Origin of the sequence: Kocuria sp. (assembly GCF_030530945.1) — a bacterium.
GTDB lineage: Bacteria > Actinomycetota > Actinomycetes > Actinomycetales > Micrococcaceae > Kocuria.
The window spans coordinates 217,521-242,613 of the sequence record NZ_JAUMTZ010000002.1; the positions used below are offsets into that span (position 1 = coordinate 217,521).

At 70.9% G+C, this 25,093-nt stretch carries 24 protein-coding genes; 4 read left to right on the plus strand and 20 right to left on the minus strand.

Annotation, left to right across the window (positions count from 1 at the left end; all coding sequences use genetic code 11):
• Window positions 1-50: 50 nt before the first annotated feature.
• Window positions 51-1,094 (minus strand): tetratricopeptide repeat protein, encoded by a 1,044-nt coding sequence (locus Q4A22_RS03420; protein WP_303177236.1) that lies wholly within the window; start codon window positions 1,092-1,094, stop codon window positions 51-53.
• A 152-nt stretch (window positions 1,095-1,246) separates the two neighbouring features.
• Between Q4A22_RS03420 and Q4A22_RS03425 the strand changes: the two genes are divergently transcribed.
• From Q4A22_RS03425 to Q4A22_RS03435, 3 genes are all read left to right on the plus strand, one after another.
• On the plus strand, window positions 1,247-2,428 hold the full coding sequence (locus Q4A22_RS03425) for an AI-2E family transporter (protein ID WP_303177237.1): 1,182 nt from the start codon (window positions 1,247-1,249) through the stop codon (window positions 2,426-2,428).
• 152 nt (window positions 2,429-2,580) lie between these two features.
• Window positions 2,581-3,276 (plus strand): endonuclease NucS, encoded by a 696-nt coding sequence (gene nucS, locus Q4A22_RS03430; protein ID WP_303177238.1) that lies wholly within the window; start codon window positions 2,581-2,583, stop codon window positions 3,274-3,276.
• Window positions 3,277-3,534: 258 nt separating this feature from the next.
• The gene (locus tag Q4A22_RS03435; protein ID WP_012398055.1) at window positions 3,535-3,738 is read left to right on the plus strand and encodes a cold-shock protein; all 204 of its coding nucleotides are present in this window, start codon (window positions 3,535-3,537) and stop codon (window positions 3,736-3,738) included.
• A 227-nt stretch (window positions 3,739-3,965) separates the two neighbouring features.
• Here the strand turns inward: Q4A22_RS03435 and murA are convergent, their stop codons facing one another.
• The 15 genes from murA to Q4A22_RS03510 form a co-directional block, all read right to left on the minus strand.
• Complete coding sequence (gene murA, locus Q4A22_RS03440) at window positions 3,966-5,249, minus strand: UDP-N-acetylglucosamine 1-carboxyvinyltransferase (RefSeq protein ID WP_303177240.1); 1,284 nt, start codon at window positions 5,247-5,249, stop codon at window positions 3,966-3,968.
• A gap of 142 nt (window positions 5,250-5,391) precedes the next feature.
• Window positions 5,392-5,670, minus strand: a complete 279-nt coding sequence (locus tag Q4A22_RS03445) for a F0F1 ATP synthase subunit epsilon (RefSeq protein WP_303177241.1) — start codon at window positions 5,668-5,670, stop codon at window positions 5,392-5,394.
• Window positions 5,671-5,673: 3 nt separating this feature from the next.
• The gene (gene atpD / locus Q4A22_RS03450; RefSeq protein WP_303177242.1) at window positions 5,674-7,140 is read right to left on the minus strand and encodes a F0F1 ATP synthase subunit beta; all 1,467 of its coding nucleotides are present in this window, start codon (window positions 7,138-7,140) and stop codon (window positions 5,674-5,676) included.
• Window positions 7,141-7,182: 42 nt separating this feature from the next.
• A complete protein-coding gene (locus Q4A22_RS03455; RefSeq protein ID WP_303177244.1) occupies window positions 7,183-8,094 on the minus strand; it encodes a F0F1 ATP synthase subunit gamma in 912 nt (303 codons plus the stop codon).
• Between the two features lie 57 nt (window positions 8,095-8,151).
• Window positions 8,152-9,777: a F0F1 ATP synthase subunit alpha gene (gene atpA, locus Q4A22_RS03460; protein ID WP_303177246.1), complete on the minus strand. Its 1,626-nt coding sequence runs from the start codon at window positions 9,775-9,777 to the stop codon at window positions 8,152-8,154.
• 171 nt (window positions 9,778-9,948) lie between these two features.
• Complete coding sequence (locus tag Q4A22_RS03465; RefSeq protein WP_303177247.1) at window positions 9,949-10,761, minus strand: F0F1 ATP synthase subunit delta; 813 nt, start codon at window positions 10,759-10,761, stop codon at window positions 9,949-9,951.
• A complete protein-coding gene (locus Q4A22_RS03470) occupies window positions 10,761-11,312 on the minus strand; it encodes a F0F1 ATP synthase subunit B (RefSeq protein WP_303177248.1) in 552 nt (183 codons plus the stop codon). The genes Q4A22_RS03465 and Q4A22_RS03470 overlap by 1 nt, the downstream gene beginning before the upstream one ends.
• A 48-nt stretch (window positions 11,313-11,360) precedes the next feature.
• Complete coding sequence (gene atpE, locus Q4A22_RS03475) at window positions 11,361-11,564, minus strand: ATP synthase F0 subunit C (protein ID WP_110919715.1); 204 nt, start codon at window positions 11,562-11,564, stop codon at window positions 11,361-11,363.
• A gap of 115 nt (window positions 11,565-11,679) precedes the next feature.
• Window positions 11,680-12,471, minus strand: coding sequence for a F0F1 ATP synthase subunit A (gene atpB / locus Q4A22_RS03480; RefSeq protein WP_303177250.1), 792 nt, complete (start codon window positions 12,469-12,471; stop codon window positions 11,680-11,682).
• A gap of 30 nt (window positions 12,472-12,501) precedes the next feature.
• The gene (locus Q4A22_RS03485) at window positions 12,502-12,882 is read right to left on the minus strand and encodes a LysE family transporter (RefSeq protein ID WP_303177251.1); all 381 of its coding nucleotides are present in this window, start codon (window positions 12,880-12,882) and stop codon (window positions 12,502-12,504) included.
• Complete coding sequence (locus tag Q4A22_RS03490) at window positions 12,879-13,499, minus strand: hypothetical protein (RefSeq protein WP_303177253.1); 621 nt, start codon at window positions 13,497-13,499, stop codon at window positions 12,879-12,881. Before Q4A22_RS03490 ends, Q4A22_RS03485 begins: the two co-directional genes overlap by 4 nt.
• Window positions 13,496-14,614: a glycosyltransferase family 4 protein gene (locus Q4A22_RS03495; protein WP_303177254.1), complete on the minus strand. Its 1,119-nt coding sequence runs from the start codon at window positions 14,612-14,614 to the stop codon at window positions 13,496-13,498. The genes Q4A22_RS03490 and Q4A22_RS03495 overlap by 4 nt, the downstream gene beginning before the upstream one ends.
• Entirely contained in the window at window positions 14,611-16,581 is a 1,971-nt protein-coding gene (locus tag Q4A22_RS03500) for a nucleoside-diphosphate sugar epimerase/dehydratase (RefSeq protein WP_303177255.1), read from the minus strand. Before Q4A22_RS03500 ends, Q4A22_RS03495 begins: the two co-directional genes overlap by 4 nt.
• A gap of 28 nt (window positions 16,582-16,609) precedes the next feature.
• Window positions 16,610-17,470 carry a glycosyltransferase gene (locus Q4A22_RS03505; protein WP_303177256.1) on the minus strand — a complete coding sequence of 287 codons (861 nt, stop codon included), beginning with the start codon at window positions 17,468-17,470 and terminating at the stop codon, window positions 16,610-16,612.
• Window positions 17,457-18,389 carry a glycosyl transferase gene (locus tag Q4A22_RS03510; RefSeq protein WP_303177257.1) on the minus strand — a complete coding sequence of 311 codons (933 nt, stop codon included), beginning with the start codon at window positions 18,387-18,389 and terminating at the stop codon, window positions 17,457-17,459. The genes Q4A22_RS03505 and Q4A22_RS03510 overlap by 14 nt, the downstream gene beginning before the upstream one ends.
• A 199-nt stretch (window positions 18,390-18,588) precedes the next feature.
• Between Q4A22_RS03510 and Q4A22_RS03515 the strand changes: the two genes are divergently transcribed.
• Window positions 18,589-19,557: an NAD(P)-dependent oxidoreductase gene (locus Q4A22_RS03515; RefSeq protein ID WP_303177259.1), complete on the plus strand. Its 969-nt coding sequence runs from the start codon at window positions 18,589-18,591 to the stop codon at window positions 19,555-19,557.
• 126 nt (window positions 19,558-19,683) lie between these two features.
• Here the strand turns inward: Q4A22_RS03515 and Q4A22_RS03520 are convergent, their stop codons facing one another.
• Genes Q4A22_RS03520 through rho form a run of 4 tightly spaced genes read right to left on the minus strand, consistent with a single transcriptional unit; the run spans window position 19,684 to window position 25,019 of the window.
• Window positions 19,684-20,793, minus strand: a complete 1,110-nt coding sequence (locus tag Q4A22_RS03520) for an L-threonylcarbamoyladenylate synthase (RefSeq protein WP_303177261.1) — start codon at window positions 20,791-20,793, stop codon at window positions 19,684-19,686.
• A gap of 43 nt (window positions 20,794-20,836) precedes the next feature.
• On the minus strand, window positions 20,837-21,703 hold the full coding sequence (gene prmC / locus Q4A22_RS03525; protein ID WP_303177263.1) for a peptide chain release factor N(5)-glutamine methyltransferase: 867 nt from the start codon (window positions 21,701-21,703) through the stop codon (window positions 20,837-20,839).
• 4 nt (window positions 21,704-21,707) lie between these two features.
• Window positions 21,708-22,817 carry a peptide chain release factor 1 gene (gene prfA / locus Q4A22_RS03530; protein WP_303177264.1) on the minus strand — a complete coding sequence of 370 codons (1,110 nt, stop codon included), beginning with the start codon at window positions 22,815-22,817 and terminating at the stop codon, window positions 21,708-21,710.
• Between the two features lie 57 nt (window positions 22,818-22,874).
• Entirely contained in the window at window positions 22,875-25,019 is a 2,145-nt protein-coding gene (gene rho, locus Q4A22_RS03535) for a transcription termination factor Rho (protein WP_303177266.1), read from the minus strand.
• Window positions 25,020-25,093 lie beyond the last annotated feature (74 nt).

A 25,093-nucleotide genomic window follows, 5' to 3' on the forward strand; every position in this document is an offset into this window, starting at 1 on the left:
CGCCCGTGGCGCAGCGTCGCAACGGCTCGGAACGGCCCCCGTGCCCCGGCTCAGAACAGGGCGCGCATCAGCTGCGAGCGCGCGGACACCACGCGGGGGTCCTCGGCCCCGACCACGTCGAAGAGCTCCACGAGCCGGGCGCGTGCCGTCTCCTTGTCGTCCCCCGCCGTGGTGCGCACGAGCGTGAGCAGGCGCCGGAAGGCGTCCTCCACGTGCCCTCCGGAGAGGTCCAGGTCCGCCACGTCCAGGGCGGCGGCCACGTCCGAGGGGTCCGAGGCGGCGGCCTCGCGCACCGCGGCCGCGTCCATCGCGCTCACCCGCTGGAGCAGGTGCACCTGGGCGAGGGCCAGCTTGGCCTCGTGGTCGCCGGGGTTCTCCGCGAGCGCCCGGTTGTAGGCGGCCTCCGCACCGTCCAGGTCTCCGGCCTCGAGCTTGTCGACGGCCTCCTGGTGCAGCGGCGGCAGGGGTGCCGGCTCGTCCTGGGACGTGGGCTCGGCGGTGCCCGTGACCCCGTTCTGCTGGGCCAGGGCCACGAGCTCGCTCAGCAGCTCGCGGACCTGCTGCTCGGGGACCGTGGAGTTCACGAGCGGCACCACGCGGCCGCCGAGCAGCGCCACCACGGTGGGAACGGCCTGCGCCTGAAAGGCCTGGGCGATCTGCGGCTCCGCCGAGACGTCCACCGTGCCGAGCAGCAGGCGGCCCTGGAACTCGTCCACCACCCGCGCGACCACGTCCGTGAAGCTCTGCGACTCCGGGCTCTGGGGTGAGTTCAGGACCACGACCACCGGGTAGCGGGTGGAGGCCTCCGCGTACTGCTGGAAGGTGGCGGTGCTCAGCTCCACGCGGTAGCTCCCGCCCGCGGACGCACCGGCTCCTCCGGGCGCCGCGGCGGCCTGGCCGACTCCTGCCGCGCCGAGGTCCACGGCCCCCCGCACCGAGGCGGGGACTGCCTGCTCGGCACCCGCGGGTCCGGCCTGGCCACCGGCGTTCGCCGCGGCGGGCTGCTGGCCGGGCTGCGCCGCGGACCGGGGCTGGGCTCCAGTGCCGGGCTGGGCGCCGGGCCGGGACTGCGGGGAACGGGGGAATTCGCTCATGGGTGCCTCCTCGGAGCCCGCACCCGCGCGGGACGGGGCGGGCGGACGGTGTGGTGGCGCGACGTGCGGAAGACGCGCGACTGTCTGCTCCTCCCATTATGTGCACCGCACCCGGGACGTGTCCCCCGGTGCGTGCGTTGTACGCTTCCGGCGTGAGCACACCCACTGGATCCCGGCGTCTCCCACCGGAGCGCTTCCGCCCCTCCCGGCAGCGTTTCGAGGTCCCCCCCGAACCCACCGGAGTGGACGGGTGGCAGCGGCGGGCTCCCTGGGATCCCCCCGTGGCCGCGAAGACCCACCCCGTCCAGACCGGTTTCATGCTCACGGTGGGTGTGGGCATCGCCCTGCTGGGCTACTACGTCCTGACCAACGTGGGTGGGCTCATCGGGTGGATCGTCACCGCCGCCTTCATCTCCCTGGGACTGGACCCCCTGGTGCGCTGGCTCGAGTCCAAGCGGATGCCGCGCGCCCTCGCCGCGGCGGCCGTGATCACCGCCCTGGCGCTCGTGGTCACGGCCTTCATCCTGGTGGTGGTGCCCCGCATGGTCGAGCAGGCCCAGCAGTTCGTGGCACGCGGGCCGCAGCTCGTGGACCAGTTCATGCACTCGGACCTCTTCCACACCCTGGACGAACGCCTGCACATCGCCGACTCCGTGCAGAACACCTCCACCGCGTTCCAGGAGCGCCTGGCCACGGACGAGAACTTCCTGGGCGGCATGTTCGGCTCCGTGGTGAACGCCAGCGGCGTGGTGCTCAACGCCATCACCGGCACGCTGATCGTGATGGCGCTGACGCTGTACTTCCTCTTCTCGCTGCCCACCATCAAGGCGTGGTGCTACCGGCTCGCGCCCGGCAGCAAGCGCGCCCGTGTCACCCACCTGGGCGACCGGATGACCAACGGCGTGGGCAACTACGTGATGGGTCAGGCCTGCGTGGCGCTGATCAACGCCACGGTGGCCTTCGTGCTCATGAACGTCACGGGCGTCCCGTACGCCTCCTTGCTGGTCCTGTTCGTGGGACTGCTCGCGTTCGTGCCCCTCGTGGGCGGTGTGCTTGCGGGCGTCCTGGTGAGCCTGGTGGCCATCCTTGGCGGCTGGGACACCGTGGTGCCGTATGCCGTGTGCTACTTCGCGTACCTCCAGCTCGAGGCGTACGTGGTCTCTCCCCGCATCATGGCCCGTGCCGTCGCCGTGCCCGGTGCCGTGGCCGTGATAGCGGTGGCCGCCGGCGGCGCCCTCTGGGGCATCCTGGGCGCGCTCATCGCCATCCCCACCGCCGCGGCCGGGCTGCTGCTCGTGCGGGAGGTCTTCGTCCCACGCCAGGACGCCCGCTGACGACGACGCCGCACGGCCGGCCTGCTCAGCCGGTGCCCCTCCGCCTTGCGGTTCCGCTGGGGCACGGTGGCCGCGACCGTCCGGAGCACCCGGCCGGGGGCGCCCGCCCACGGGGTGACGGGCCCCCTGTCGAGGGCCGATAGGCTGGTGCGGTGCGCCTAGTGATTGCAGACTGCTCCGTCCGGTACGAGGGGCGCCTCAACGCCCACCTGCCCCTCGCCCGCCGACTCATCATGCTCAAGGCCGACGGCTCCGTGCTGGTCCACTCGGACGGCGGGTCCTACAAGCCGCTGAACTGGATGAGCCCGCCCGCCACCATGCACGTGCGCACACCCTCCCAGCAGGAGGCGTCGGACGGGGTGAGCGAGGTCTGGGAGGTCCAGGCCGGGAAGTCGGACGACCGGCTCGTCATCCACATCATGACGGTCCACAGCCAGCTGCACCACGACCTCGGTGCGGACCCGGGTCTTGTGAAGGACGGTGTGGAGGCCGACCTCCAGCGGCTGCTCGCCGAGCAGATCACGATCCTGGGCGAGGGGTTCTCCCTGGTGCGACGCGAGTACCCCACCACCATCGGTCCCGTGGACATCCTCGCGCGGGACGCGAACGGCGCCGCCGTGGCGGTGGAGCTCAAGCGCCGCGGGGACATCGACGGTGTGGAGCAGCTCACCAGGTACCTGGAGCTGCTCAACCGGGACCCGCTGCTGCGCCCCGTCCGTGGTGTCTTCGCCGCCCAGCAGATCAAGCCGCAGGCCCGCACCCTCGCCCGGGACCGCGGCATCGAGTGCGTGAGCCTCGACTACGACGAGATGCGCGGGAACGTGGACACCCAGTCACGGCTCTTCTGAGGGTCAGGGCACCGGGGCGGGAGGGTGTCATGCGTCATAAGTTCCCTGATGACTGTTGACCGCCGCGTTCCAGTGTGTGATGCTTGGAACGTTCTCGCATCATGTTTGACATGCTCGCAGGAATGGTAGCGAGCGTGAAGTTCTGACTGGCGCTGTGGCACAACACATCGTGAGCCGCATCCACAGCCTTCTCGCGGTACCAGTACAGGTGCACGTCCATGTGCACGCACTATTTACTCCAGAAGGAGATGCCCCATTATGGCTCAGGGCACCGTTAAGTGGTTCAACGCAGAAAAGGGCTTCGGCTTCATCACCCCCGACGACGCTGACGGCGATGTCTTCGTCCACTACAGCGAAATCCAGTCGGGCGGCTTCCGCACCCTCGAGGAGAACCAGCGCGTCGAGTTCGAGATCGGCCAGGGCCAGAAGGGCCCCCAGGCCACCGGCGTGACCGTCATCTGACAGTCCCCCTCGGACGAAACCCCCGTCACCCCTTCGCGGTGACGGGGGTTTTCCCATGTCCGGAGGCAGACGTGAGCCCGGGCCCCGGGCGGGCAGTGCACGCCCACCCGGGAGAACCGGCTGAATCACGTCGGGACCCCTGACCCCGGACACCCGGGGTGCGGGCCCGACGCCGCGCGGCGCCGCCGCGATCCTCCTCCCCCGCGCGGGGGCGGGGTGCCGAGGTATCAGCCCCAGGAGCCCGCCATCCGGCGCTGAACGGCGACCCCCGCTCCCGCGAGGTGTTCCACGAAGTGCTCGTAGCCCCGGTCGATGTGCTCCACCCCCGAGACCTCCGTGACGCCCTCGGCAGCCATGCCGGCGATCACCAGGGCGGCACCCGCCCGGATGTCCATCGCCTCCACAGGGGCACCGGAGAGCTCCCGGGCGGGAACTCCGTCCACGCGGGCGTGGTGGCCGTCCAGGTGCACATCGGCTCCGAGCCGCTCCAGCTCGGCGGTGAATCCCCACCGGGCCTCGAACACGTTCTCGGTGATGATCCCCGACCCCTCCGCCACCGCGTTGAGGGCCACCACGAAGGGCTGCAGGTCGGTGGGGAACCCCGGGTACGGGAGGGTCGAGACGTTGATGGCCTGCGGCCGCCGCGGCCCCACCACCGTGAACCGGCCGTCCGCGGTGTCGATCTCACACCCGGCGGCGCGCAGCTTGTCCAGCACCACCGTGAGGTGTGCAGGCTCCGCCCCGACGATCTCCGCCCGCCCCCCGGTCACAGCGGCGGCGAACGCCCACGTCCCGGCCACGATCCGGTCCGGGACCGTCCGGTGGGTGACGGGTGAGAGCCGCTGCACGCCGGTGATCGTGAGGGTGGTGGAGCCAAGCCCCTCGATCCGCGCGCCCATGTCCTGCAGCATGTGGCCGATGTCCACGATCTCGGGTTCGCGCGCCACGTTCTCCAGCACGGTGACCCCACGGGCCGTGGTGGCCGCGGTCATCAGGTTCTCGGTGGCGCCCACGGACGGGTACCCCAGCCGGTACGTGGCTCCGGAGAGACCACCGGGTGCCTCCGCGCGCAGGAAGCCGCGTTCGATGCCGAGCCGCGCGCCCATAGCCTCGAGCCCCGCCCGGTGCATGTCCAGCCCGCGGGTGCCGATCGCGTCACCCCCGGGCAGGGCGACCTCCGCCTGCCAGCACCGCGCCATGAGCGGACCCAGCACCGATATGGACGCGCGCATGGCCCGCACCAGGTCGTAGTCGGCCTGGTGCCCCAGCTCCTCCGGCACGTCGATCGAGACCGTGTGCTCCGCGGCGCGGTAGGAGACGTCACACCCCAGGCGGCGCAGCAGCTCCGCCATGACCGTCACGTCGTGGATCTCCGGGACGTTCGTGATGGTCGAGCACCCTGGGGCGAGCAGGGCGGCGGCCATGAGCTTGAGCACGCTGTTCTTGGCCCCGTACACGGGCAGCTCCCCGTTGACGGCCGTGGGCCCGTGCACTTCGATCTTCTCTTCCACGTTTCCTCCTCGTGCACCCTGCGGTGCGTGGTGCCCGGCCGCCCAGCCCACCGGGTGGGCGCCGCGGGGGCGGCGCCCGGACGACGTCGACCCCCGCACCCCGAGGGGCGCAGGGGTCGACGCCGACCGGTGCGGATCCGGATCAGGCGGCGCGGGTCTGCTCGTCCAGGGACACGCTGTCCGCGACCACCGTGACGCGGTTGGCGTCCACGGAGATCAGGCCGGAGTCGATCGTCCCCCGCAGGCGGTCACCGTCCACGCGGTCGATGGCGAACTCCCCGGGCTTGAGCAGTCCGGCCATGGACTCGTGTCCGGGCATGATCCCGATGTCGCCCTCAGTGGTGCGCACGCGCACCAGGCGCGCCGCACCGGTCCAGACCTTGCGGTCCAGGGCGACGATTTCCACGATGAGCTCGGCCATGGCTTACTTCTCGCCCGTCTCGGCCTTGATCTCGTCCCAGCGGCGCATGACGTCGTCCAGACCGCCCACGTTGTAGAACGCCTGCTCCGGGACGTTGTCCAGCTCGCCGTCGCAGATCTTGCCGAAGGCCTCGATGGTCTCCGCAAGCGGAACCGTGGAGCCCTCCACGCCGGTGAACTGCTTGGCGGTGTAGGTGTTCTGGGACAGGAACTGCTCGATGCGCCGGGCGCGGGAGACCACGACCTTCTGCTCCTCGGAGAGCTCCTCCACACCCAGGATCGCGATGATGTCCTGCAGCTCCTTGTTCTCCTGCAGGATCGACTTCACGCGGGTGGCCACGTCGTAGTGCGTCTGGCCCACGTACTGCGGGTCCAGGATGCGGGACGTGGAGGACAGCGGGTCGATCGCGGGGTACAGACCGCGGGAGGCGATCTCACGCGAGAGCTCCGTGGTGGCGTCCAGGTGCGCGAACGTGGTGGCCGGAGCCGGGTCCGTGTAGTCGTCCGCGGGCACGTAGATGGCCTGCATCGAGGTGATGGAGTGGCCACGGGTGGAGGTGATGCGCTCCTGGAGCACGCCCATCTCGTCCGCCAGCGTGGGCTGGTAGCCCACAGCGGAGGGGATGCGGCCCAGCAGGGTGGAGACCTCGGACCCCGCCTGGGTGAAGCGGAAGATATTGTCGATGAACAGCAGCACGTCCTGGTTCTGGACATCGCGGAAGTACTCCGCCATGGTCAGAGCGGTCAGGGCCACGCGCAGACGCGTTCCGGGCGGCTCGTCCATCTGGCCGAACACGAGGGCGGTGTCCTTCAGCACGCCCGCCTCGTCCATCTCCACCCAGAGGTCGTTGCCCTCACGGGTGCGCTCCCCCACGCCGGCGAACACCGAGGTGCCGCCGAAGTTGCGGGCCACACGGGTGATCATCTCCTGGATGAGAACGGTCTTGCCCACACCCGCGCCGCCGAACAGGCCGATCTTGCCGCCCTGGATGTACGGGGTCAGCAGGTCGATGGACTTGATGCCCGTCTCCATCATCTGCGTGCTGCCCTCGAGCTCCGCGAAGGAGGGCGCCTTGCGGTGGATGGGCCACCGCTCCTGGATGTCCAGCTCGTCGGTGGGCATGTCCAGCGCGTCACCGAGGACGTTGAAGATGTGGCCCTTGACCACGTCGCCCACGGGCACGGAGATGGGGGCGCCGGTGTCCTGCACCGGGGTGCCGCGAACCAGGCCGTCGGTCTGCTGCAGGGAGATCGCCCGGACCACGTTGGACCCGAGGTGCTGCGCGGTCTCGAAGGTGATCCGACGCGGCTTGCCGTTGAAGTCGTAGTCGGCGGTCAGTGCGTTGTAGAGGTCCGGGACCTGGTGCTCGGGGAACTCGACGTCGACCACGGGCCCGATCACTCGCGCGATCCGGCCCACGCCGGCGCCCGAGACCGGCTGAGCGGCCTGGTCGTTGATGGTGGCAGTCATTTCTCTCACTTCGTTTCGGCTGGCAAGGGACAGAGCGCGGGCCTAGAGGGCCTCGGCGCCACTGACGATTTCGGTCAACTCGGTGGTGATCTCCGCCTGACGGGCGTTGTTCATCAGGCGCGTGTACTTCTTGATGAGCTCCGTGGCGTTGTCACCGGCGGCCTTCATGGCCCGCTGGCGCGATGCCAGCTCGCTCGACGCCGCGTGGCACAGCGCGGAGTAGATCCGGGCCTTCACGTACCGGGGCAGGATCTGGTTGAAGACCTCTTCGGGGTTCGGCTCGAACTCGAAGTGGTTGTTGTTCTCCTCCAGGTCCGCGTACTGCTCCGCCACGTCGTCGCCCAGGGAGTTGGCGTCCGCGACCTCAACCGGCAGCAGACGAAGCACCCGCGGCTCCTGGTTGACCATGGAGTTGAACTGCGTGTAGACGAGCAGGACCTCGTCCACGCCGCCGTCCTCGTGCGGGGCGTTGATGTCGCGCATCAGCCGCTCCGTGAGCTCCTCGGCCCGCTCGGTGCTGGCGTTGTCCGTGTTCCCCGTCCAGAAGTCGTCGTAGTCGCGGTGCCGGAAGTCGAAGTACGCCTTGGCCTTGCGGCCCACCAGGTAGATCCGCACCTCCTTGCCCTGCGAGCCCAGCAGCTCCAGCAGCTGCTCGGTGCGCTTGAGCACGTTGGAGGAGTAGGACCCCGCCAGGCCACGGTCCGACGTGAAGACCAGCACGGCGGAACGCCGCACCTGGTCGGGCATGGTGGTCAGGGGGTGGGAGATGTTGTGCTGGCTGGCGATCTGGGAGGCCGCGCGGGTGAGCGCGTTGGCGTACGGGTACGCACCCTCGAGACTCTGACGGGACTTGTTGATGCGCGAGGTCGCGATCATCTCCATCGCCTTGAAGATCTTCTTCATCGACGAGGTGGACGCGATCTTTTGTCGGTAGACCCGAATCTGCGCTCCCATGAAATTTCCTTTCGGCACCGCAGTGGTGCGCCGGTGACCGGCGCACCACCTGTACGGCTACTTCTTGACGATCGTTTCCTGGTTCACAGCGGTCGCGCCCATGGCCTCGTGCTCCTCGACACCGGGTTCGATCCCGTGCCTGGAACCGTGGAAGTCGCGCTTGACCTCGGCCACGGCCGTCTTCAGCGCGTCCACGGCGTCGCCCTCGAGCTTGCCGGTGGCGTTGATCGAGTCCATCACGTTGGTGGTCCGGCGCACCTGGTCCAGCAGCGCGCGCTCGAACTCGGAGACGTTGGCGACCTCGACGTCGTCCAGCTGCCCGGTGGTGCCGGCCCAGATGGAGACCACCTGGTCCGCCACGGGGTACGGCGTGTACTGGGGCTGCTTCAGCAGCTCCATGAGACGCTCGCCGCGGGTCAGCTGCTGGCGGGAGGCCGCGTCCAGGTCCGAGGCGAACATGGCGAACGCCTGCATGGAGCGGTAGGACGCGAGGTCCAGCTTCAGCGTGCCGGAGACCTTCTTCATGGCCTTGACCTGCGCCGCACCACCCACGCGGGACACCGAGATGCCCACGTCCACGGCCGGGCGCTGGTTGGCGTTGAAGAGGTCCGACTGCAGGAAGATCTGGCCGTCGGTGATGGAGATGACGTTGGTCGGGATGAACGCCGAGACGTCGTTGGCCTTCGTCTCGATGATCGGCAGACCCGTCATGGACCCCGCACCCAGCTCGTCCGAGAGCTTGGCGCAGCGCTCGAGCAGACGGGAGTGCAGGTAGAAGACGTCACCGGGGTACGCCTCGCGTCCCGGCGGGCGACGCAGCAGCAGGGAGACCGCGCGGTACGCCTCGGCCTGCTTGGAGAGGTCGTCGAAGACGATCAGAACGTGCTTGCCGTTGTACATCCAGTGCTGGCCGATGGCCGAGCCGGAGTAGGGCGCCAGGTACTTCAGGCCCGCGGACTCCGAGGCCGGGGCCGCCACGATGGTGGTGTACTCCAGCGCGCCGTTGTCCTCGAGGGTCTGGCGCACCGCGGCGATCGTGGAAGCCTTCTGGCCCACCGCCACGTAGATGCAGCGCACCTGCTTGTCCGTGTCTCCGGACTCCCAGTTGGCACGCTGGTTCAGGATGGCGTCCACGGCGATGGCGGTCTTGCCGGTCTGGCGGTCGCCGATGATCAGCTGACGCTGACCGCGGCCGATCGGGATCATGGCGTCGATCGCCTTGATGCCGGTCTGCAGCGGCTCGTGCACCGACTTGCGCATGGTCACGCCCGGAGCCTGCAGCTCCAGCTCGCGACGGCCGTCTGTGGCGATGGGGCCGAGGTCGTCCAGGGGCTCGCCCAGGGGATCGACCACGCGGCCCAGGTAGCCCTCGCCCACGGGCACGGAGAGCACCTCGCCGGTGCGGTGGACCTCCTGGCCCTCCTCGATGCCCTGGAAGTCGCCGAGGACCACGACGCCGATGTCGCGGGTGTCGAGGTTCAGGGCCAGGCCCAGCACCCCGTTCTCGAACTTGAGCAACTCGTTGGCCATGACGGAGGGCAGACCCTCCACATGGGCGATACCGTCCGCGGCGGACGACACGCGCCCCACCTCTACTCGTTCCACGGTGCCGGGGTCGTAGGACGCTGCGAAATCGTTCAGCGCGCTACGGACCTCATCGGCGTTGATGGTCACATCGGCCATCTGCTGTCCCTGCTCTCTACGTCGTGTGATCATCGCGTGAGCAATGACCAGGCTTGTTCTTGTCGCGGTGCGTGGTCCCACCGCCGTGCGACCGGGCGTCCGATCCGCAGAGGGGATGGTCTGTCCCGGTGACTCCGGCCGCCGGCACTGCCTGCCCGCTCCACGGGACGATCAGGCCCCGATCCGCTGCTGCAACTGGTCCAACCGGTGCGTGACGGTGCCGTCGATGACCTCTTCCCCCACCTGCACCCGCAGTCCGCCCACGAGGGACGGGTCGGTCTCGGTGGTGAGCTTGAGGTCCCGGCCGTACAGGCGGTTGAGTCCGTCCCGCAGCCTGGCGAGCTGGTCCTCCCGCAGCGGGCGGGCGGATGAGACGCGAGCGATCCAGCGCTGCTGGCGGTCCGCGATCCACTGGGCGAAGTGCTCGAGCAACCGCCCGGGCAGCGCGCCGCGCGGTTCGCTCACGGCCCGCTCGATCAGCAGCGCCGACTCCTCGGATCCCCCGGGCATGAGCCGCCGGGCCAGAGCGATCTTGGCCTGCGCACTCGCGCGGGAGTCGGAGAAAGCCCGCTGGATTTCCGCGGAGCGGTCGAGCATGGCCTTGAACCGGATGAGATCGTCCACGACCGCCTCAAGGGCGTTGCCGCCGCCACGGTTCTCGGCGGAGACCGCCGCGACCTGCACGGCCGAGTGCTCGATCCCGTCGCCCAGCTCACGCTCGGTGGCGCTGCGCCGGGAGGCGAGCTCCGCAACAATCTCCACGACGGTGGGCTCCGCCCGACCGTCGAGCAGCGAGTGCACGAGCCGGACGCGGTCCGCGGCAGAGCGGGACGGGTCCGTGAGCGCCCGACGCAGCGCGCCGTTCTCGTCCACGACGTCCAGAACCTGGAACAACTGCCGCGTGATTTCGGGACGCGCGGACGCGGCCCACTGGTCCACGTCCACGGACAGCGGACGGTGGGTTGCGTTCGATGCTTCTGCCATTACCGTGCAGCTCCCGTACGGCCCTGCTCGGCGTCCAGGTCCACCAGGAAGCGGTCGACCACGCGGTTGGCGCGGTCGTCGTCGTTCAGGGACTCCCCGACGATCTTGGACGCGAGCTGCGTTGCCAGGGTGCCCACCTCGTCACGCAGGGACACCACGGCCGCCGCACGCTCGGCCTCGATGGCCTTGTGGGCGTTCTCGGTGATCCGAGCGGACTCGAGGTTGGCTCGGTCCTTGAAGTCCGCCAGGATCTTCTCGCCCTCGGAGCGGGCTTCCTCGCGGATCTTCTGGGCCTCCAGCCGGGCACTCTCGAGCTGCTGGTTGTACTCGTCGCGAGCCGCCTTGGCCTCCGCCTGAGCGGCCTTGGCCTTGGCAAGTCCACCCTCGATGGCCTCGGTCCGGTCCTTAAAGACCTTCTCGAACGCCGGAACGATGTACTTGATCGCGATGAAGAGCAGAATCACGAACCCGATGGCGGTAACCAGCATGTCCGCGTTACCGGGGAGCAGGGTGCTCTGACCCTCCTCAGCTGCCGACACCATTGCGTTCATGAGCGCGATTCCTGTTCTCTAGTTAGGACGTGTGCGATGGGCGTTGCCCTACTTGATGAACGCGAGGACCAGACCCAGGATGGCCAGGGCCTCGACCACGGCGAAGCCCATGAAAAGCAGGGGCTGCAGGACGCGCTGGGACTCGGGCTGGCGGGCCACGGACTGCATGTAAGCCGCGAAGATGAGACCCACACCGATGCCACCGCCGATGGCAGCGAGACCGTAGCCAATGACGCTGAGCGAACCTTCCATGAGGGATGCTTCCTTTCTGGGTGCCCGCCGGAGCGGGCCGTGGTGGCCGTCACGTGAATCGTGGACGGACGTCGGTCAGTCAGAGCGGCCCGCGGGCCGCTGCTCCTTCGTGGGGCTAGTGCCCCTCCTGCAGTGCACCCTGAACGTACACGGCGAACAGCAGGGTGAAGATGTAGGCCTGGAGGACCTGGATCAGGACCTCCAGGAAGTAGATGAAGATCCCGAGGACGATCCCGAAGAACGAGCCGCCGATTCCGAGCACGCCTCCCACCTCCGTGGCGAGGAACGCCGTGAGGGCCGCGGCAACCATCATGGCCATGTGACCGGCGAACATGGTGGCGAACAGACGCAGCGCGTGCGTGACGGGGCGGATGATCATGTTCGAGAGGAACTCGAGCGGGATCAGGATGATGTAGAGGATCTTGGGGACGCCAGGGGGCATGGTCATCTTGGCCATGAAGTGCCCGAAGCCGTGGCGCCGGATGCCGGCCGCGACCCACACCACGTAGGCGATGGCCGCCAGGACGTAGGCGGAGCCGGGGTGGGAGAACGTGGGGAGCTGGAGCACCGGGATGGAGCCGAAGAGGTTGTTCACCAGGATGAAGAAGAAGAAGGTGAACAGCAGGGGGACGTAGGGACGGAAGTCCTTCTCCCCGATGATGTCGCGGCCGAGGCTGTTGCGGACGAAGCCGTAGCCCATCTCGCCCAGGTACTGGCCCTTGGAGGGGACCATGGCGCGACGCCGGACCACGTACAGGAAGAAACCCGCGATGAGCACCACCGACAGCAGGATCAGCAGCGAGTGCTTGCCGAAAGCGAAGGACCCCACTTCGAAGAACGGGGGAAGATGCGCATCTTCCGGGGACGGGGCCACGAATTCGGCCGGAATCCTCAGGGCGGGGTTCAATACGGGTCCTTTCTGCGGTGTCCAGACCGGTCACGCTCTGGGCTGGCCGCCCAGATCAGATGACTTCCTTGTCTCCGACGGGCTCTTCTGCGGGGGATCCTCGCGGTGCAACGCGTCCCTCATGTGGAGGTAGCCGAGGTAGACACCGGCGGACGCCCCGAAGACTGCTCCCGCGATCACGATCCACGCGGTTCCCAGGAGGTGATCCAGGCCCCAGCCTATCAAACTCCAAAACGCCGCACCGACCACGACGTACAGGAGCACGGCGAGTCCTCCGGCCAGCCCGCCCTGCTCCACGAGCTCCCCCGCGGTGGAGAGGGACTCCCTGCGCGCGGATCGGGTGAGCCGCTCGGTGACGGTCTCTCGCCCACGGCCTCCGGTGGGGCGGGGCGTGTCGGACTGCTCGTTCACGGCGTCTCCTCCGCGTGGTGGGCGGGCTCGTCCTCCCGGTGGGAGGGTGCCCCACTGGGGTTCGCGGGCTCTTCCCGGGCCGGGGGCGGAAGCAGGGCGGCCTCACGGCGGGAGACCCTGCGGGTGAGGTCCACGAAGCACGCGCTGGCCACCACGTGGACCACCAGCGCCGCGCACAGGAACGGTGCGGGTTCCAGCCAGGCTGGTTCCCCCGGCACCAGCAGCAGCCACCCGAGCACCAGGACCTTCACGAGGTACAGGAAAGCCAGCGCGGGAGCCGTGGCGGCGGGGGCCACACGGAACATCTGGGCGGAGACCAGGGCCGAGGCGGCCGAGCTCACGGCGAGCAGTCCTGCGCCCAGGCACACGGAGCGCAGCCCGGGGCCTCCCCCGCCCAGGTAGGCCACCACGATCCCTGCGGCACCCAGGAGCAGGACCAGTGCGGAGGCCGCACGCACTCCCCGGCCGTAGGACGCGGGACCGGGGTGGGCGGCGTCGTCGTGTGCCGGGGGCTGCCCTCCGACGGGGGCGGACGCGGCAGCCACCTGCGACCCGTCCGGGTGCGGCGTCACCTCGGACGGCCGCCCGGCCGCGGGGCGGTTCGACGCGGCGGTCACGGCCGGGACCCCTGCGACGTGGAGCGGGCGCGGGCGAGCAGCGCGGGTGCTGCGAGGTAGGCCACCACCACGAGCACCACCGCAAGACCCGCCAGAACGGATCCCGTGCCGTCCGCGCGCAGACCGTAGAGCGAGATCACGCTGACCACCAGGGTCGCGAGGGTGACCACGAGGGAGGACCCCACGTGCGAGAGACCCGCGTCCGTGAGCCGCTGGTAGACGTGCTGACGGTGCGGCTTGTACCAGACCTCACCACGGCGGATGCGGAGCACCAGGGTGACCGCGGTGTCCGCGAGGTAGATCAGCAGCGGGGGCAGCAGGTACTCCACGTACACCCCGGAGAGGAATGCGCCGATCGCGACCGCGGCGATGGACCCGCCCAGGACGTAGGATCCCACGTCACCCAGGAAGACCGTACCGCGCCCCAGGTTCCAGGGCAGGAAGCCCAGGAAGGCCCCCGCGAGCACCAGCCCCGCGCAGACCAGCCACGGCATGTCGTTCACGCCGCCGGCCCAGGCGTAGAGCAGCCCCACCACGCCGCCGTGCAGCCCCGAGATCCCGTTGATGCCGTCCATGAAGTTGGCGATGTTGACGTACGCGACCGTGGCCACGACCCCCACGGGCCACCACCACGCCGGGATGCCCAGGACCGTGATGAGCGCTCCCGTGCCGAGCGCCCCGAGGAGGGCCTGCACGGCGAGCCGCAGCCCGATCGACACCCCGCGGTAGTCCTCCGCCCACCCCAGGGCGGCGCTGCCCGCCATCATGGCGAGCACCACGAGCGCGATCGAGCGGTCCACGGGGATCAGCCCGCTCAGCAGCGCCAGTCCGTAGCTGAGCAGCAGCGACAGCGCCACGGCGAGACCCATCCCGCGCAGCACGGGGCGGGAGTGGGAGGACCTGTCCGAGGGGATGTCGATGATCCCCCAGCGAGTGAGCCACGGCTTCACCACGAACGGGAGCACGAGCGAGAGGACGAAGGAGAGCACGAGGGTCCAGGGCGCCAGGTGCAGCACCTGGCGCAGCGCCTGGCCGTCGGAGAGCGCGGCGGGTCCCGTAACGAGAGCCGGCAGCGCGGCGAGCGGCGGGGCGGAGAGCGGCATCAGGATGCTCACGGGCGGGCCTCCGGGTCTGCATGGTCCGGCGCGGGGTTCTCGACGTGGGGCGTGGGGTTCTCGGGGCCGGGTGCGGTCTCCGCGGGCGCGGACGACGGCGCGGCGCACTCCGCGGCGCGCGGCACCGAGAAGTCCGTGATCCGGGGCTGGGTGCTCACGGTGACGGTGGGGATGGAGCCCGTGAAGAGCATCCCCCCGCGGACCTTCCACACGTGGCGGTCCAGGTTGGCGGGGTCCAGGCGCTCGGCCCTCGCGTGGGAGATCTTGGGGTGGAACGGCCGCTCGTCCGTCTCCCCCGTGCCGATCAGGTCCTCGTGCAGCTTCTCGCCGTGGCGCAGGCCTGTGATCTCGATCTCGATGTCCTCCCGCCCGGACATGGCGCGCAGCCGCCGGGCGATGTCCAGGATCCGCACGGGCTCGCCCATGTCCAGGATGAGCACCTCCCCGCCGCGGGCGATGCCCCCGGCCTGGATCACCAGCTGGCAGGCCTCGGGGATGGTCATGAAGTAGCGGGTGGCGTCCGGGTGGGTGACCGTGATGGGCCCGCCCTGGCGGATCTGCTCCGCGAACAGCGGGAGCATGGACCCGCGGGAGCCGAACACGTTGCCGAAGCGCACGGAGGCGTAGCGCTTGCCCGTGCGGTCCCCCGTCCACGCGGTCAGCTTCTCCGCCACCCGCTTGGAGTGGCCCAGCGCCGTGGTGGGGTTCGCGGCCTTGTCCGTGGAGATGTTCACGAACACGTCCACGTCCACGTCCGCGGCCGCGCTCAGCACGTTGAGGGAGCCCAGGACGTTCGTCTTCCACGCCTCGTCCGGGTACTGCTCCAGCAGCGAGACGTGCTTGAGCGCCGCGGCGTGGAACACCACCTGGGGCCGGCGGTCCCGGAACACGGCGGAGAGGGCGTCCGCGTCGCGGATGTCGCACAGCACGGTGTCCCGGCCGTCCAGGAGCCCGCGCCCGGTGATGGAGATCTGGGTGGCCTGCAGGCCGGACTCGTCCCGGTCCAGCATGATGAGCTCCTCCGGCTCGAAGCCCACGAGCTGGCGGCACAGCTCGGAGCCGATCGAGCCCCCGGCCCCGGTGACGAGCACCCTCCTGCCGCTCACGTACCCGGCGATCGACTCCACGTGGATGTCCACGGGGCGCCGGCCGATGAGGTCCTCCATGGACACGTCGCGCAGGTCCACGCTCTGCTGGGCGCCCGTGAGCATCTCGGTGAGCGGCGGGACGGTCATCACGCGGGTGCCCGTTCCGGCCACGGCGTCCGAGACGCGCTGCATGGTGCGCGGGTCAACGTCCGCGACGGCCACGATCAGCACCCCGGCGCGCGTGTGCTCCAGCACCGAGGCGGCGTCGTGCAGGGTGCCCATGACCGGCACGGAGGAGATCCGCAGGTGCTTCTTGGCGGGGTCGTCGTCCAGCAGGGCCACGGGCAGGAACCCGGAGGCCGGGTCCTGCATCATGCGGTGGACGAGGAAGGTGCCCAGGGCCCCCGCGCCGAACACCACCACGTGCTGGGCCTGGTCCCCCGGTTTGGCGGTGGACTCCTGGTACATCCGCTTCAGGTAGCGGAACGCGGCCATCAGCAGGCACGCGAACGGGAACGCGATCAGGCCCAGGGAGCGCGGGACCCACAGCCTCACCCCGAACACCAGCAGCACGCTCTCGAGCAGGGCCGCCACGATCACCGTGACGACCACCAGCAGCTTGGCCTCGTCGAAGCTGCCGAAGGAGTACCGGCCCTTGTAGAGGGCGAAGGAGAAGCCCACGAGCAGCTGGAGGACCACGGCCACCACGCAGGAGACGACCACCCCGCCCACGGAGACGAGATCCACGTGGAGCTCGAACCGCAGGAGCACGGCCACCCACAGGGCCACGATCCACGCCACGGAGTCCAGGATCATCTGGATCCACAGCCACGCGACCGGCTTGTCCGCTCGGGGGGTGGTGCTCACGGGATGGGGCATCGGGGAAGGGTCCTTTCGGGGGTGGGGCTCAGCCGTTGCGGTGGCCCACCATGAGCCGGTACGCCGTCTCTCGCACCGGCAGGGGCACGAACCGGTAGCCGCCGCGCACCACGACGTTCACGACCCATTGTAGGAACCCCACGTGCCCGAGCGCCCGGAGCCTGGACTGCAGGTGCAGCTCGGCGCGCAGCACGCGGTATCCGCCACGGCGCTCGTAGGACCCGGCGGAGACGCGGTAGCCCACCAGGGGCTCCGCCACGTTGCGCACGTCCGCTCCGGCGTGGAGCAGCCTTGCCCAGAGCCAGTAGTCCTCGGCCATGGGAACGTCCTCGTAGCCGCCCACGGCATCCGCGGCGCTGCGTCGCAGCACCACTGTGGGGTGGGACAGCGGGTTGCGGCGCCTGCTCACCGCCGCGATCCGCGCCGCACCCACCGGGGCCTCCCGCCGCGCGATCGGGCGGGTCTCGTCGTCGCCGATCTCGTCCATGGCCGCACCCACCACGTCCGCGCCGTCCTCGAGCAGCGGCAGCTGTGTCTCGAAGCGCCGGGGGTAGGAGACGTCGTCGGCGTCCGCCCGGGCCACGACGTCGTGCGCGCACCGGGGCAGGGCCAGGCGCAGGGCGTGGGCCAGGCCGCCGTTCTCGGGGAGCTCCACGAGCCGCACCGGCACCGGGGACTCGGCCACGAGCCGGTCCAGCTCGGCCTGCACGGGCGACGGCACCGGGCCGTCGCGCACGACCACGACCTCGGCCGGCGGGCGGGTCTGCTCCACCGTGCTGGACTCCACGGCGCGGCGCAGCCGCCCGGGCGTGTCCCCGCGGTACACGGGGACGAGCAGTGAGAACGGGACGGGGCGCCGTCGGGGGTCCAGCGGCTCAGCGAGGCCCACCGAAGCCCCGTCCGCGCATGCCGTCCGTGTAGAGGCGCAGCCAGCGCCGCAGACCGGGCAGGTCACGCTGCTTGAGGTAGTGGGCGGGGTAGCCGATCGCGTCCGCACCCAGCTGCACCACCCGCTTGTAGCGCCACGAGACGTACCCCCGGTTGCGGAAGAAGTGGCGCTGCTTGAACTCCCCCGGAGGGATCAGCACCTGGAGCCTGCCGGGGACCACCACGTGCTCCTCCTCCCACCCCGGCGGGTGGGAGACCGCGGTGGTGGTCACGGTGCCGAACGGCAGGCCGCTGCGGCGCAGCCGGACCAGGAAGTCCACCTCGTCCCCGCGCAGGAAGAGTTTCAGGTCCGGCAGCCCCACCACGAAGAACACGGACTCGTCCACGAGCGCCCCGTTGAAGAAGTTGGCGTAGGACTCCAGGAACCCCAGGGGCTCCAGGTCGGCGCGCCGGTGGGTGATCCCGCCCTCGAGCCGGTAGGGGAAGGACAGCAGCTCGTGGTCCTGGGGCGCCACGATCAGGGGGGACACCACCGCGAGTCCGCGCTGCCGGGCGGCCTCGCGCAGCACCCGCAGGCAGTCGGGGTCCTCGGGGTGGGCGTCGTCGTCCATGAGCCACACCTGCTCCGCGCCGGTGGAGAGCGCGGTGAGGATGGCCAGCGCGAAACCGCCAGCCCCGCCCAGGTTCGCCAGGGAGCGGCGGTAGTTCAGCTCGAAGGCCCCGCCGATCCGCTCCCGCAGGAGGGATTCGTCCAGAGGGGTGCGCCCGGCGTCCACGAGGCTGAGGCTGGCCACGGGCTCGGTCTGCCCGCGCAGCGCGGCGATGAGCGTGAGGACGTCCTCGGGCCGGTCCTGCGTGACGCAGGCCACACCCACGGCCCCTCCAGCATGATCTGTCGAGCGCGAGCTGGTCTGCGTCATGACGCCCCCCGGGACGAGTGGTGGTGTGCTGGTGCGGTTCCCCGTCCACGCGTGCCACCGTGGCGGGTGCACGGCGAGGGCGGGGGAACGTCCGGAGTGTACCAACCTCCCCCGGACGACCGCCGGGGCCGCGCCCACCGGGCGGAGTGCGCGGGACGCTACCCTACGATGGACGAACCACCACGGGAGGAGACACACAGTGACGGCACACAGCTGGCGCGTTCTCGGAGCCACGGGCTTCATCGGTTCCGCCATCACCACGGCCCTGCAGTCCCGGGACATCCCGGTGACACCGGTGGCCTCGCCGCGACTGGCCTCCCCGGCCACCACCGTCCACCACCTCATGGAGCACGCCGAGCGGCTGGAGTCGGTGATCGACTACCTCGCGGAGTCCTTCGCGGGCGCCCACACGGTGGTCAACGCCGCCGGGCTGGCCGCGCCGGACCAGACGCACCAGCAGTCGCTCACCGGGGCGAACGCCCTGCTCCCCGTGCTCGTGGCGCTCGCGGCGCACCGCACGGGAGTCCGCCGGGTCATCCACATGAGCTCCGCCTCGGTGCAGGCGGACGCACCCGTGTTGGACGAGTCCATCCGCACCGCCCCGTTCTCCCCCTACTCCTTCTCCAAGGCCCTCGGGGAGTCGGCGCTGTACCGGCTGCAGTCCGAGTGGCGCGCCCAGGACGGCGCCCCGGAGCTCACCGTCATCCGGGCCACGTCCGTGATGGGCAGCGGTCGCCGCACCACCCGGATGCTCGCCAGCTTCGCGTCCTCGCCGCTGAGCTCGGTCGCCGGGGACGGCTCCGCGCCCACGCCGGTGACGTCCGTGACCGCGCTCGCCCAGTTCACCGTGGCCGTGGGCGAGTTCCCCCGCCCCCTGCCCCCGGTGATCCTGCAGCCCTGGGAGGGCGCCACCACCGCCTCCGTGCTGCGCGACGCCGGTCGGCGCCAGCCGCTGCGCCTGCCCGCATGGTTCTGCCGCGCGGCCATCAGCGCTGCGCGCGGGGTTTCGGCCGCCGCGGGCCACCGCTACGCCGGTCTCATCCGGCGTCTGGAGGTCACCTGGTTCGGGCAGCGCCAGGTTCCCGGCTGGGCCCACGAGAACGGCGTGCTGCCCGAGCCCCACGTCCAGGAGGTGCTGCGCCAGGCGCACCTCGCCCTGGGACGCTGACCCAGGCCGCTCCGCACCACGGCGGGCCCGCCCCGGATGCCCCCGCGCAGTGCGCGGTGGTCACGGGGCGGGCCCGCCGTCGTCATGGCACCGGCGCTCCGGTGCGCGGTGGGGACCGCCGAGCGGTCAGGCGGTGGTGCCGAGGTCGTCCCCGGCCACGAGCCGTCGTGCCTCGGCCACGCCGAGGGCGGACGTGCCGTCCCAGCGCGGTTCCGTGTGCTGTGCACGGTCCCTGCCCTGGTCCACGGGAGCGCCGGGGGTAGGAGTGGACTCCCCCACCAGTGCCGCGACCAGGTCCTCGTCCGAGGGCTGCTCCCCGGTGGTCGACGCCGCCGACTCGCCCGCCGCGCTCGACGTCACCCCGGACAGCGCCTCCGTGGATCCCGTGGGCCGAGCGGGTTCCGCGGATTCCGTGGGCCCCGCGGCCGGGCGTGTCGCCGCCGCACCCGCCGTGGCTGCGGAGGGCACCACGGTGCCGGCATGCGGTTCAGTGCCACCGGCACCGGCCTCGGAGGGGGCAACCGCGGCGCCCTCGGGCGCGGGGCCGCCGGCGGCGTCGTCGTCCTGGGCTCCGCCGTGGACGGACGGGACGACCTCCCGCAGCCGCTGCAGCGGGATGGCCCCGTGACGCAGCACCACCGGGGTCTCCCCCGTGCAGTCCACAATGGTGGAGGCGGCGTCGCGGACACCCGCGGGGGCGTCCGCCGGGGGGCGAGGGCCGTCGTCGAGGTAGAGCGCCACCCGGTCCTGGAGCATCTCCCGGGCCTGGTGGGCGGTGGCCGCCGCCGGCAGACCCGTGCGGTTCGCGGAGGACACCGCCATGGGGCCCACGCGTTCCAGCACCGCGCGTGCGACGCGGTCGTCCGGAACCCGCAGGGCCACGGTGCCGTGCGTCTCCCCCAGGTCCCACCCGAGGGAGGGCTGGGCCCAGCACACGATGGTGAGGGCACCCGGCCAGAACGCCTCCGCGAGGGCGCGGGCGTCGTCGGAGACCTCGTCCGCGAGACCGGACATGACCTCGGGGCGGGCGATCAGGACGGGCGGGGGCATCTCCCGCGTGCGGCCCTTGGCGCCCAGCAGGGTCTGGACGCCGGGCGCGGAGAACGCGTCGCACCCGATGCCGTACACGGTGTCCGTGGGCAGGACGATGCACTCGCCGTCCGCCACGACATCGGCCGCGCGCGCCACGGCGGTCTCGAGGTCCTGCTCCGTGGCGCAGGGGATGATCTCACTCACGCGGTGCTCCTTGCTCTCGTGGTCTGTGGATGCGGTCCCGGGTTCAGGTGAGCGCTCCCGGCAGCCGTGCGGTTGTCGCTCGGGGCCGGCCCGTGAGGTCCTGGTGGACCGTCACGTCCTGGAAGCCCCGCTCTGCCAGCGCACGGGCCACGGGCGCCACCTGTGACTCCGCGTGCTCCATGATGAACGACCCGCCCGGCAGCAGCACGCGGCGGGCGGTGTCCATGGCCGCGCACGGCAGGGGCATCCCGGTCTCGTCCCCGCCGTACAGTGCCGTGGCGGGATCCCAGTCCCGCACCTCGGGGTCCTCGGGGACCTCGTTCTCAGGCACGTAGGGCGGGTTGGTCACGACCACGCAGAAGCGACCCGCGTTCTGCGGCGTGACGTCCCGGTAGTCGCACTCCAGGAGCCGCACCGGTGACCCGGCGAGGTTGTGGCGGGTCCAGGCGAGGGCCGCGGGCTCCCGCTCCACGGCGGTCACGCGGCAGGCCGGGTCCTCCGTGGCCACGGCCAGGGCGATCGCGCCGCTGCCCGTTCCCAGGTCCACGACATCGGGGTGGGCCCGTCCGCTCGCACGCCACGCCCGCGCGTGGTCCAGGGCCAGCTGCACGAGCAGCTCGGTCTCGGGGCGGGGCACGAAGACTCCCGGGCCCACGGCAAGCTCCAGCTGCCGGAACGGCGCCCTGCCGGTGATGTGCTGCAGGGGCTCGCGCCGTGCGCGCCGCTCCACGAGCTCGCGGTAGCCCTCGGGCTCCGGGGCTCCGAGGATGGCCCGCGCCTCGGCCTCTCCGCGGGACAGACCCAGCGCGTGGGCGGCGAGCAGGGCGGCGTCGGCATCCGGGGAGGCCACGCCGGCGTCGCGCAGGACCGTGCGTCCCCACGCGAGCGCCCTGGCGAGTGTGTCCGTCACGGGGTCAGCCCCTGCGGCCCGCGGACCCCTGCTCCGCCGCGTCCTGGCCCAGCTGCTCCAGCCGGTGCCGTTCGTCCAGCTCCACGGCGGAGGCGATCACCGGTTCCAGGGCACCGTCCAGCACGTGGTCCAGGTTGTAGGCCTTGTAGCCGGTGCGGTGGTCCGCGATCCGGTTCTCCGGGTAGTTGTACGTGCGGATGCGCTCCGAGCGGTCCACCGTGCGCACCTGCGACTTGCGGGCCGCCGCGTTCTCCGCGTCGATCTGCTCCTGCTGGTGCGCGAGCAGCCGGGCGCGCAGCACGCGCATGGCGGCCTCACGGTTCTGCAGCTGCGACTTCTCGTTCTGCATGGACACCACGATCCCGGTGGGCATGTGGGTGATGCGCACCGCCGAGTCCGTGGTGTTGACCGACTGCCCACCGGGCCCGGAGGAGCGGTAGACGTCGATCTTGAGGTCGTTCTGGTTGATGTCGATCTCGTCCGGCTCGTCCACCTCGGGGAACACGAGCACCCCCGCCGCGGAGGTGTGCACACGGCCCTGGGACTCCGTGACGGGAACGCGCTGGACGCGGTGCACCCCGCCCTCGTACTTGAAGCGCGCCCACGCACCCTCGGACGGGTCCGAGGAGCTGCCCTTCACGGCGAGCTGGACGTCCTTGTAGCCGCCGAGCTCCGTGGGTGTGGCGGAGAGGATCTCGGTCTTGAGACCCGACTGCTCCGCGAACCGCATGTACATCCGCAGCAGGTCCCCGGCGAAGAGCGCGGACTCGTCCCCGCCCTCCCCCGCCTTGACCTCGAGGATCACGTTGCGGCCGTCGTCCGGGTCCCGCGGGACGAGCTTGCGGCGCAGGGTCTCCCGCGCGGCCGCCAGCTCCTCCTCGAGGGGCTTGACCTCCGCGGCGAGCTCGGGATCCATGCTCCCGAGCTCGCGCGCGGCCCCGAGGTCCTCGGAGAGCCGCTCCACGCGGCGGTGCGCCTCCACGATGCCGTTGAGCTCGGAGTAGCGCCTCCCCAGTTTCCGGGCCCGCCCGGCGTCCGCGTGGACGGCGGGATCCGCCAGTTCGCGCTGCAGCTGGGCGTGCTCGTCCAGCAGCGGCTGAACGGGATCGGACATGGGGTGGTCTCCTTCTCGACGGGCGGGTGCGAGACGCCGTGCGGCGCCCGCGGGTTCCTAGTGGCCGGCCAGCGTGGTCTTCTGGACCTGCAGCAGGAACTCGGCGTTGGACTGGGTGTCCCGCAGCTTGCTGGTGAGCAGCTCCAGCGCCTGCTGCTGCTCCAGGCCCGAGAGCACGCGGCGCAGGCGCCACATGATCTTGATCTCCTCGGAGGACAGCAGGTTCTCCTCGCGGCGCGTGCCGGAGGAGTTGACGTCCACCGCCGGGAAGATCCGACGGTCCGCCAGCTGGCGGGACAGCCGCAGCTCCATGTTGCCGGTGCCCTTGAACTCCTCGAAGATGACCTCGTCCATCTTGGATCCGGTCTCCACCAGCGCGGTGGCCAGGATGGTGAGCGAGCCGCCGTTCTCGATGTTGCGTGCGGCGCCGAAGAACTTCTTGGGCGGGTACAGCGCCGCCGAGTCCACACCACCGGAGAGGATGCGGCCGGAGGCCGGGGCGGAGAGGTTGTAGGCGCGGCCCAGGCGGGTCATGGAGTCCAGGAGGACCACCACGTCCATGCCCATCTCCACGAGGCGCTTGGCGCGCTCGATCGCGAGCTCCGCCACGGTGGTGTGGTCGTCCGCGGGACGGTCGAAGGTCGAGGCGATGACCTCGCCCTTCACCGTGCGCTGCATGTCCGTGACCTCCTCGGGGCGCTCGTCCACGAGCACCATCATGAGGTGGACCTCGGGGTTGTTGGTGGTGATCGCGTTCGCGATCGACTGCAGCATGAGCGTCTTGCCGGCCTTCGGCGGGGAGACGATCAGGCCGCGCTGACCCTTGCCGATGGGCGCCACGAGATCCACCACGCGGGGGCCGATCTTCTTGGGATCGGTCTCCAGGCGCAGCCGTTCCTGCGGGTACAGCGGCACGAGCTTGTTGAACTCCACCCGCTCCTTGTTCTCCTCGGGCTTGCGCCCGTTGACCGTGGTCAGCTGCACCAGGGCCGAGAACTTCTGGCGGGAGGCGTTGTTCTGCTCTCCCTCGCGCGGGGCGCGGATGGCGCCCACCACGGCGTCGCCCTTGCGCAGGTTGTTCTTCTTCACCTGCGACAGGCTCACGTACACGTCCGAGGGGCCCGGGAGGTAGCCGGAGGTGCGCACGAAGGCGTAGTTGTCCAGCACGTCCAAAATGCCCGCCACGGGCAGCAGGACGTCGTCTTCGGTGATCTCGACGTCGTCCACGTCCGGGCCGTTGCTGCGGTTGCGGCGGTTGCGGCGCTCGTTGCGGTCCCCGCGCTCGTTCCGGTCGTTGCGGTCCCCGCGCTCGTTGCGGTTGCGGTTGCGGCGGTTGCGGCGCGAGCCGCCCTCGCCGTCGTTGCCGTTGTTCCCGCGGTTGCCGCGCTCGCGCCGGTCGTTGCGTCCGGAGCCGTCCTGGGTGCCGTCGCTGTCCTTGGAGTCGCGGGAGTCCTTGCCGTCGCGGGAGTCCTTGGACTCGCGCCGGCCGTCCTGGTCCTTGCCGTGCTGGTTGCGGCCCCGGCCGCCCTCGGACTTCTCCTGGCGCTTGTCCTCGCGGCCGGACTCGCCGGAACCGTCCTCGCGGGACTTCTCGCCCTGGCCGGAGTTCTCGCGCTCCTGCTGCCCGGACTTCCCGCCACGGTTGCCGCGGCCGCGGTTGCCACGACCACCGCCGTCCTTGGACTCGTCGGACTGCTCGGAGCCGCCCTGCTGGGCGTCCCCGTGGTCCTCTCCACCCTGCTGTGCGGAGTCGCTCTGGGCGCGGTCCTCGGAGGACTGGCCGCCGCGGCGCTCACCGCTGCCGGAGGCGGTGGCACGGCGGGAGCGGCGCGAGCCGCTCTGACGCCTGCCGCCCTGCTCACCCGACTCGCCCTCGGCGGAGTCCTCGCCCGAGCGCGGGGTGGACTCCTTGTCACCCTGCGACGCGGCGTCGTCGTCGGAGGGCGAGGTGTGGCGCTGGGAGGCCTTGCGGGCGGTCTGCTCGATCTTCTCCTCCACGGCCTTGTCGCGCTCGGCGACGGCGCCACCGCGCTGGTGGGCCTGGATGGCCTCGACCAGCAGGGACTTGCGCATGCGGCGCGCGCCCGTGATGCCGAGCTGCGCGGCCAGGGCCTGCAGCTGCGCGAGCTTCAGCCCGGACAGCCCGGTGCTCTGGGCGGGGGAGGTTTCCGTTCCCTGTTCGGGGGCGGTGGATTCTGTCACGAAGGTTCCTTCTGACTCGACTGGGGGCTGCGGCATTCAGATCGCCAGCAGCCCTACGACGTGGGTGTGGGCCG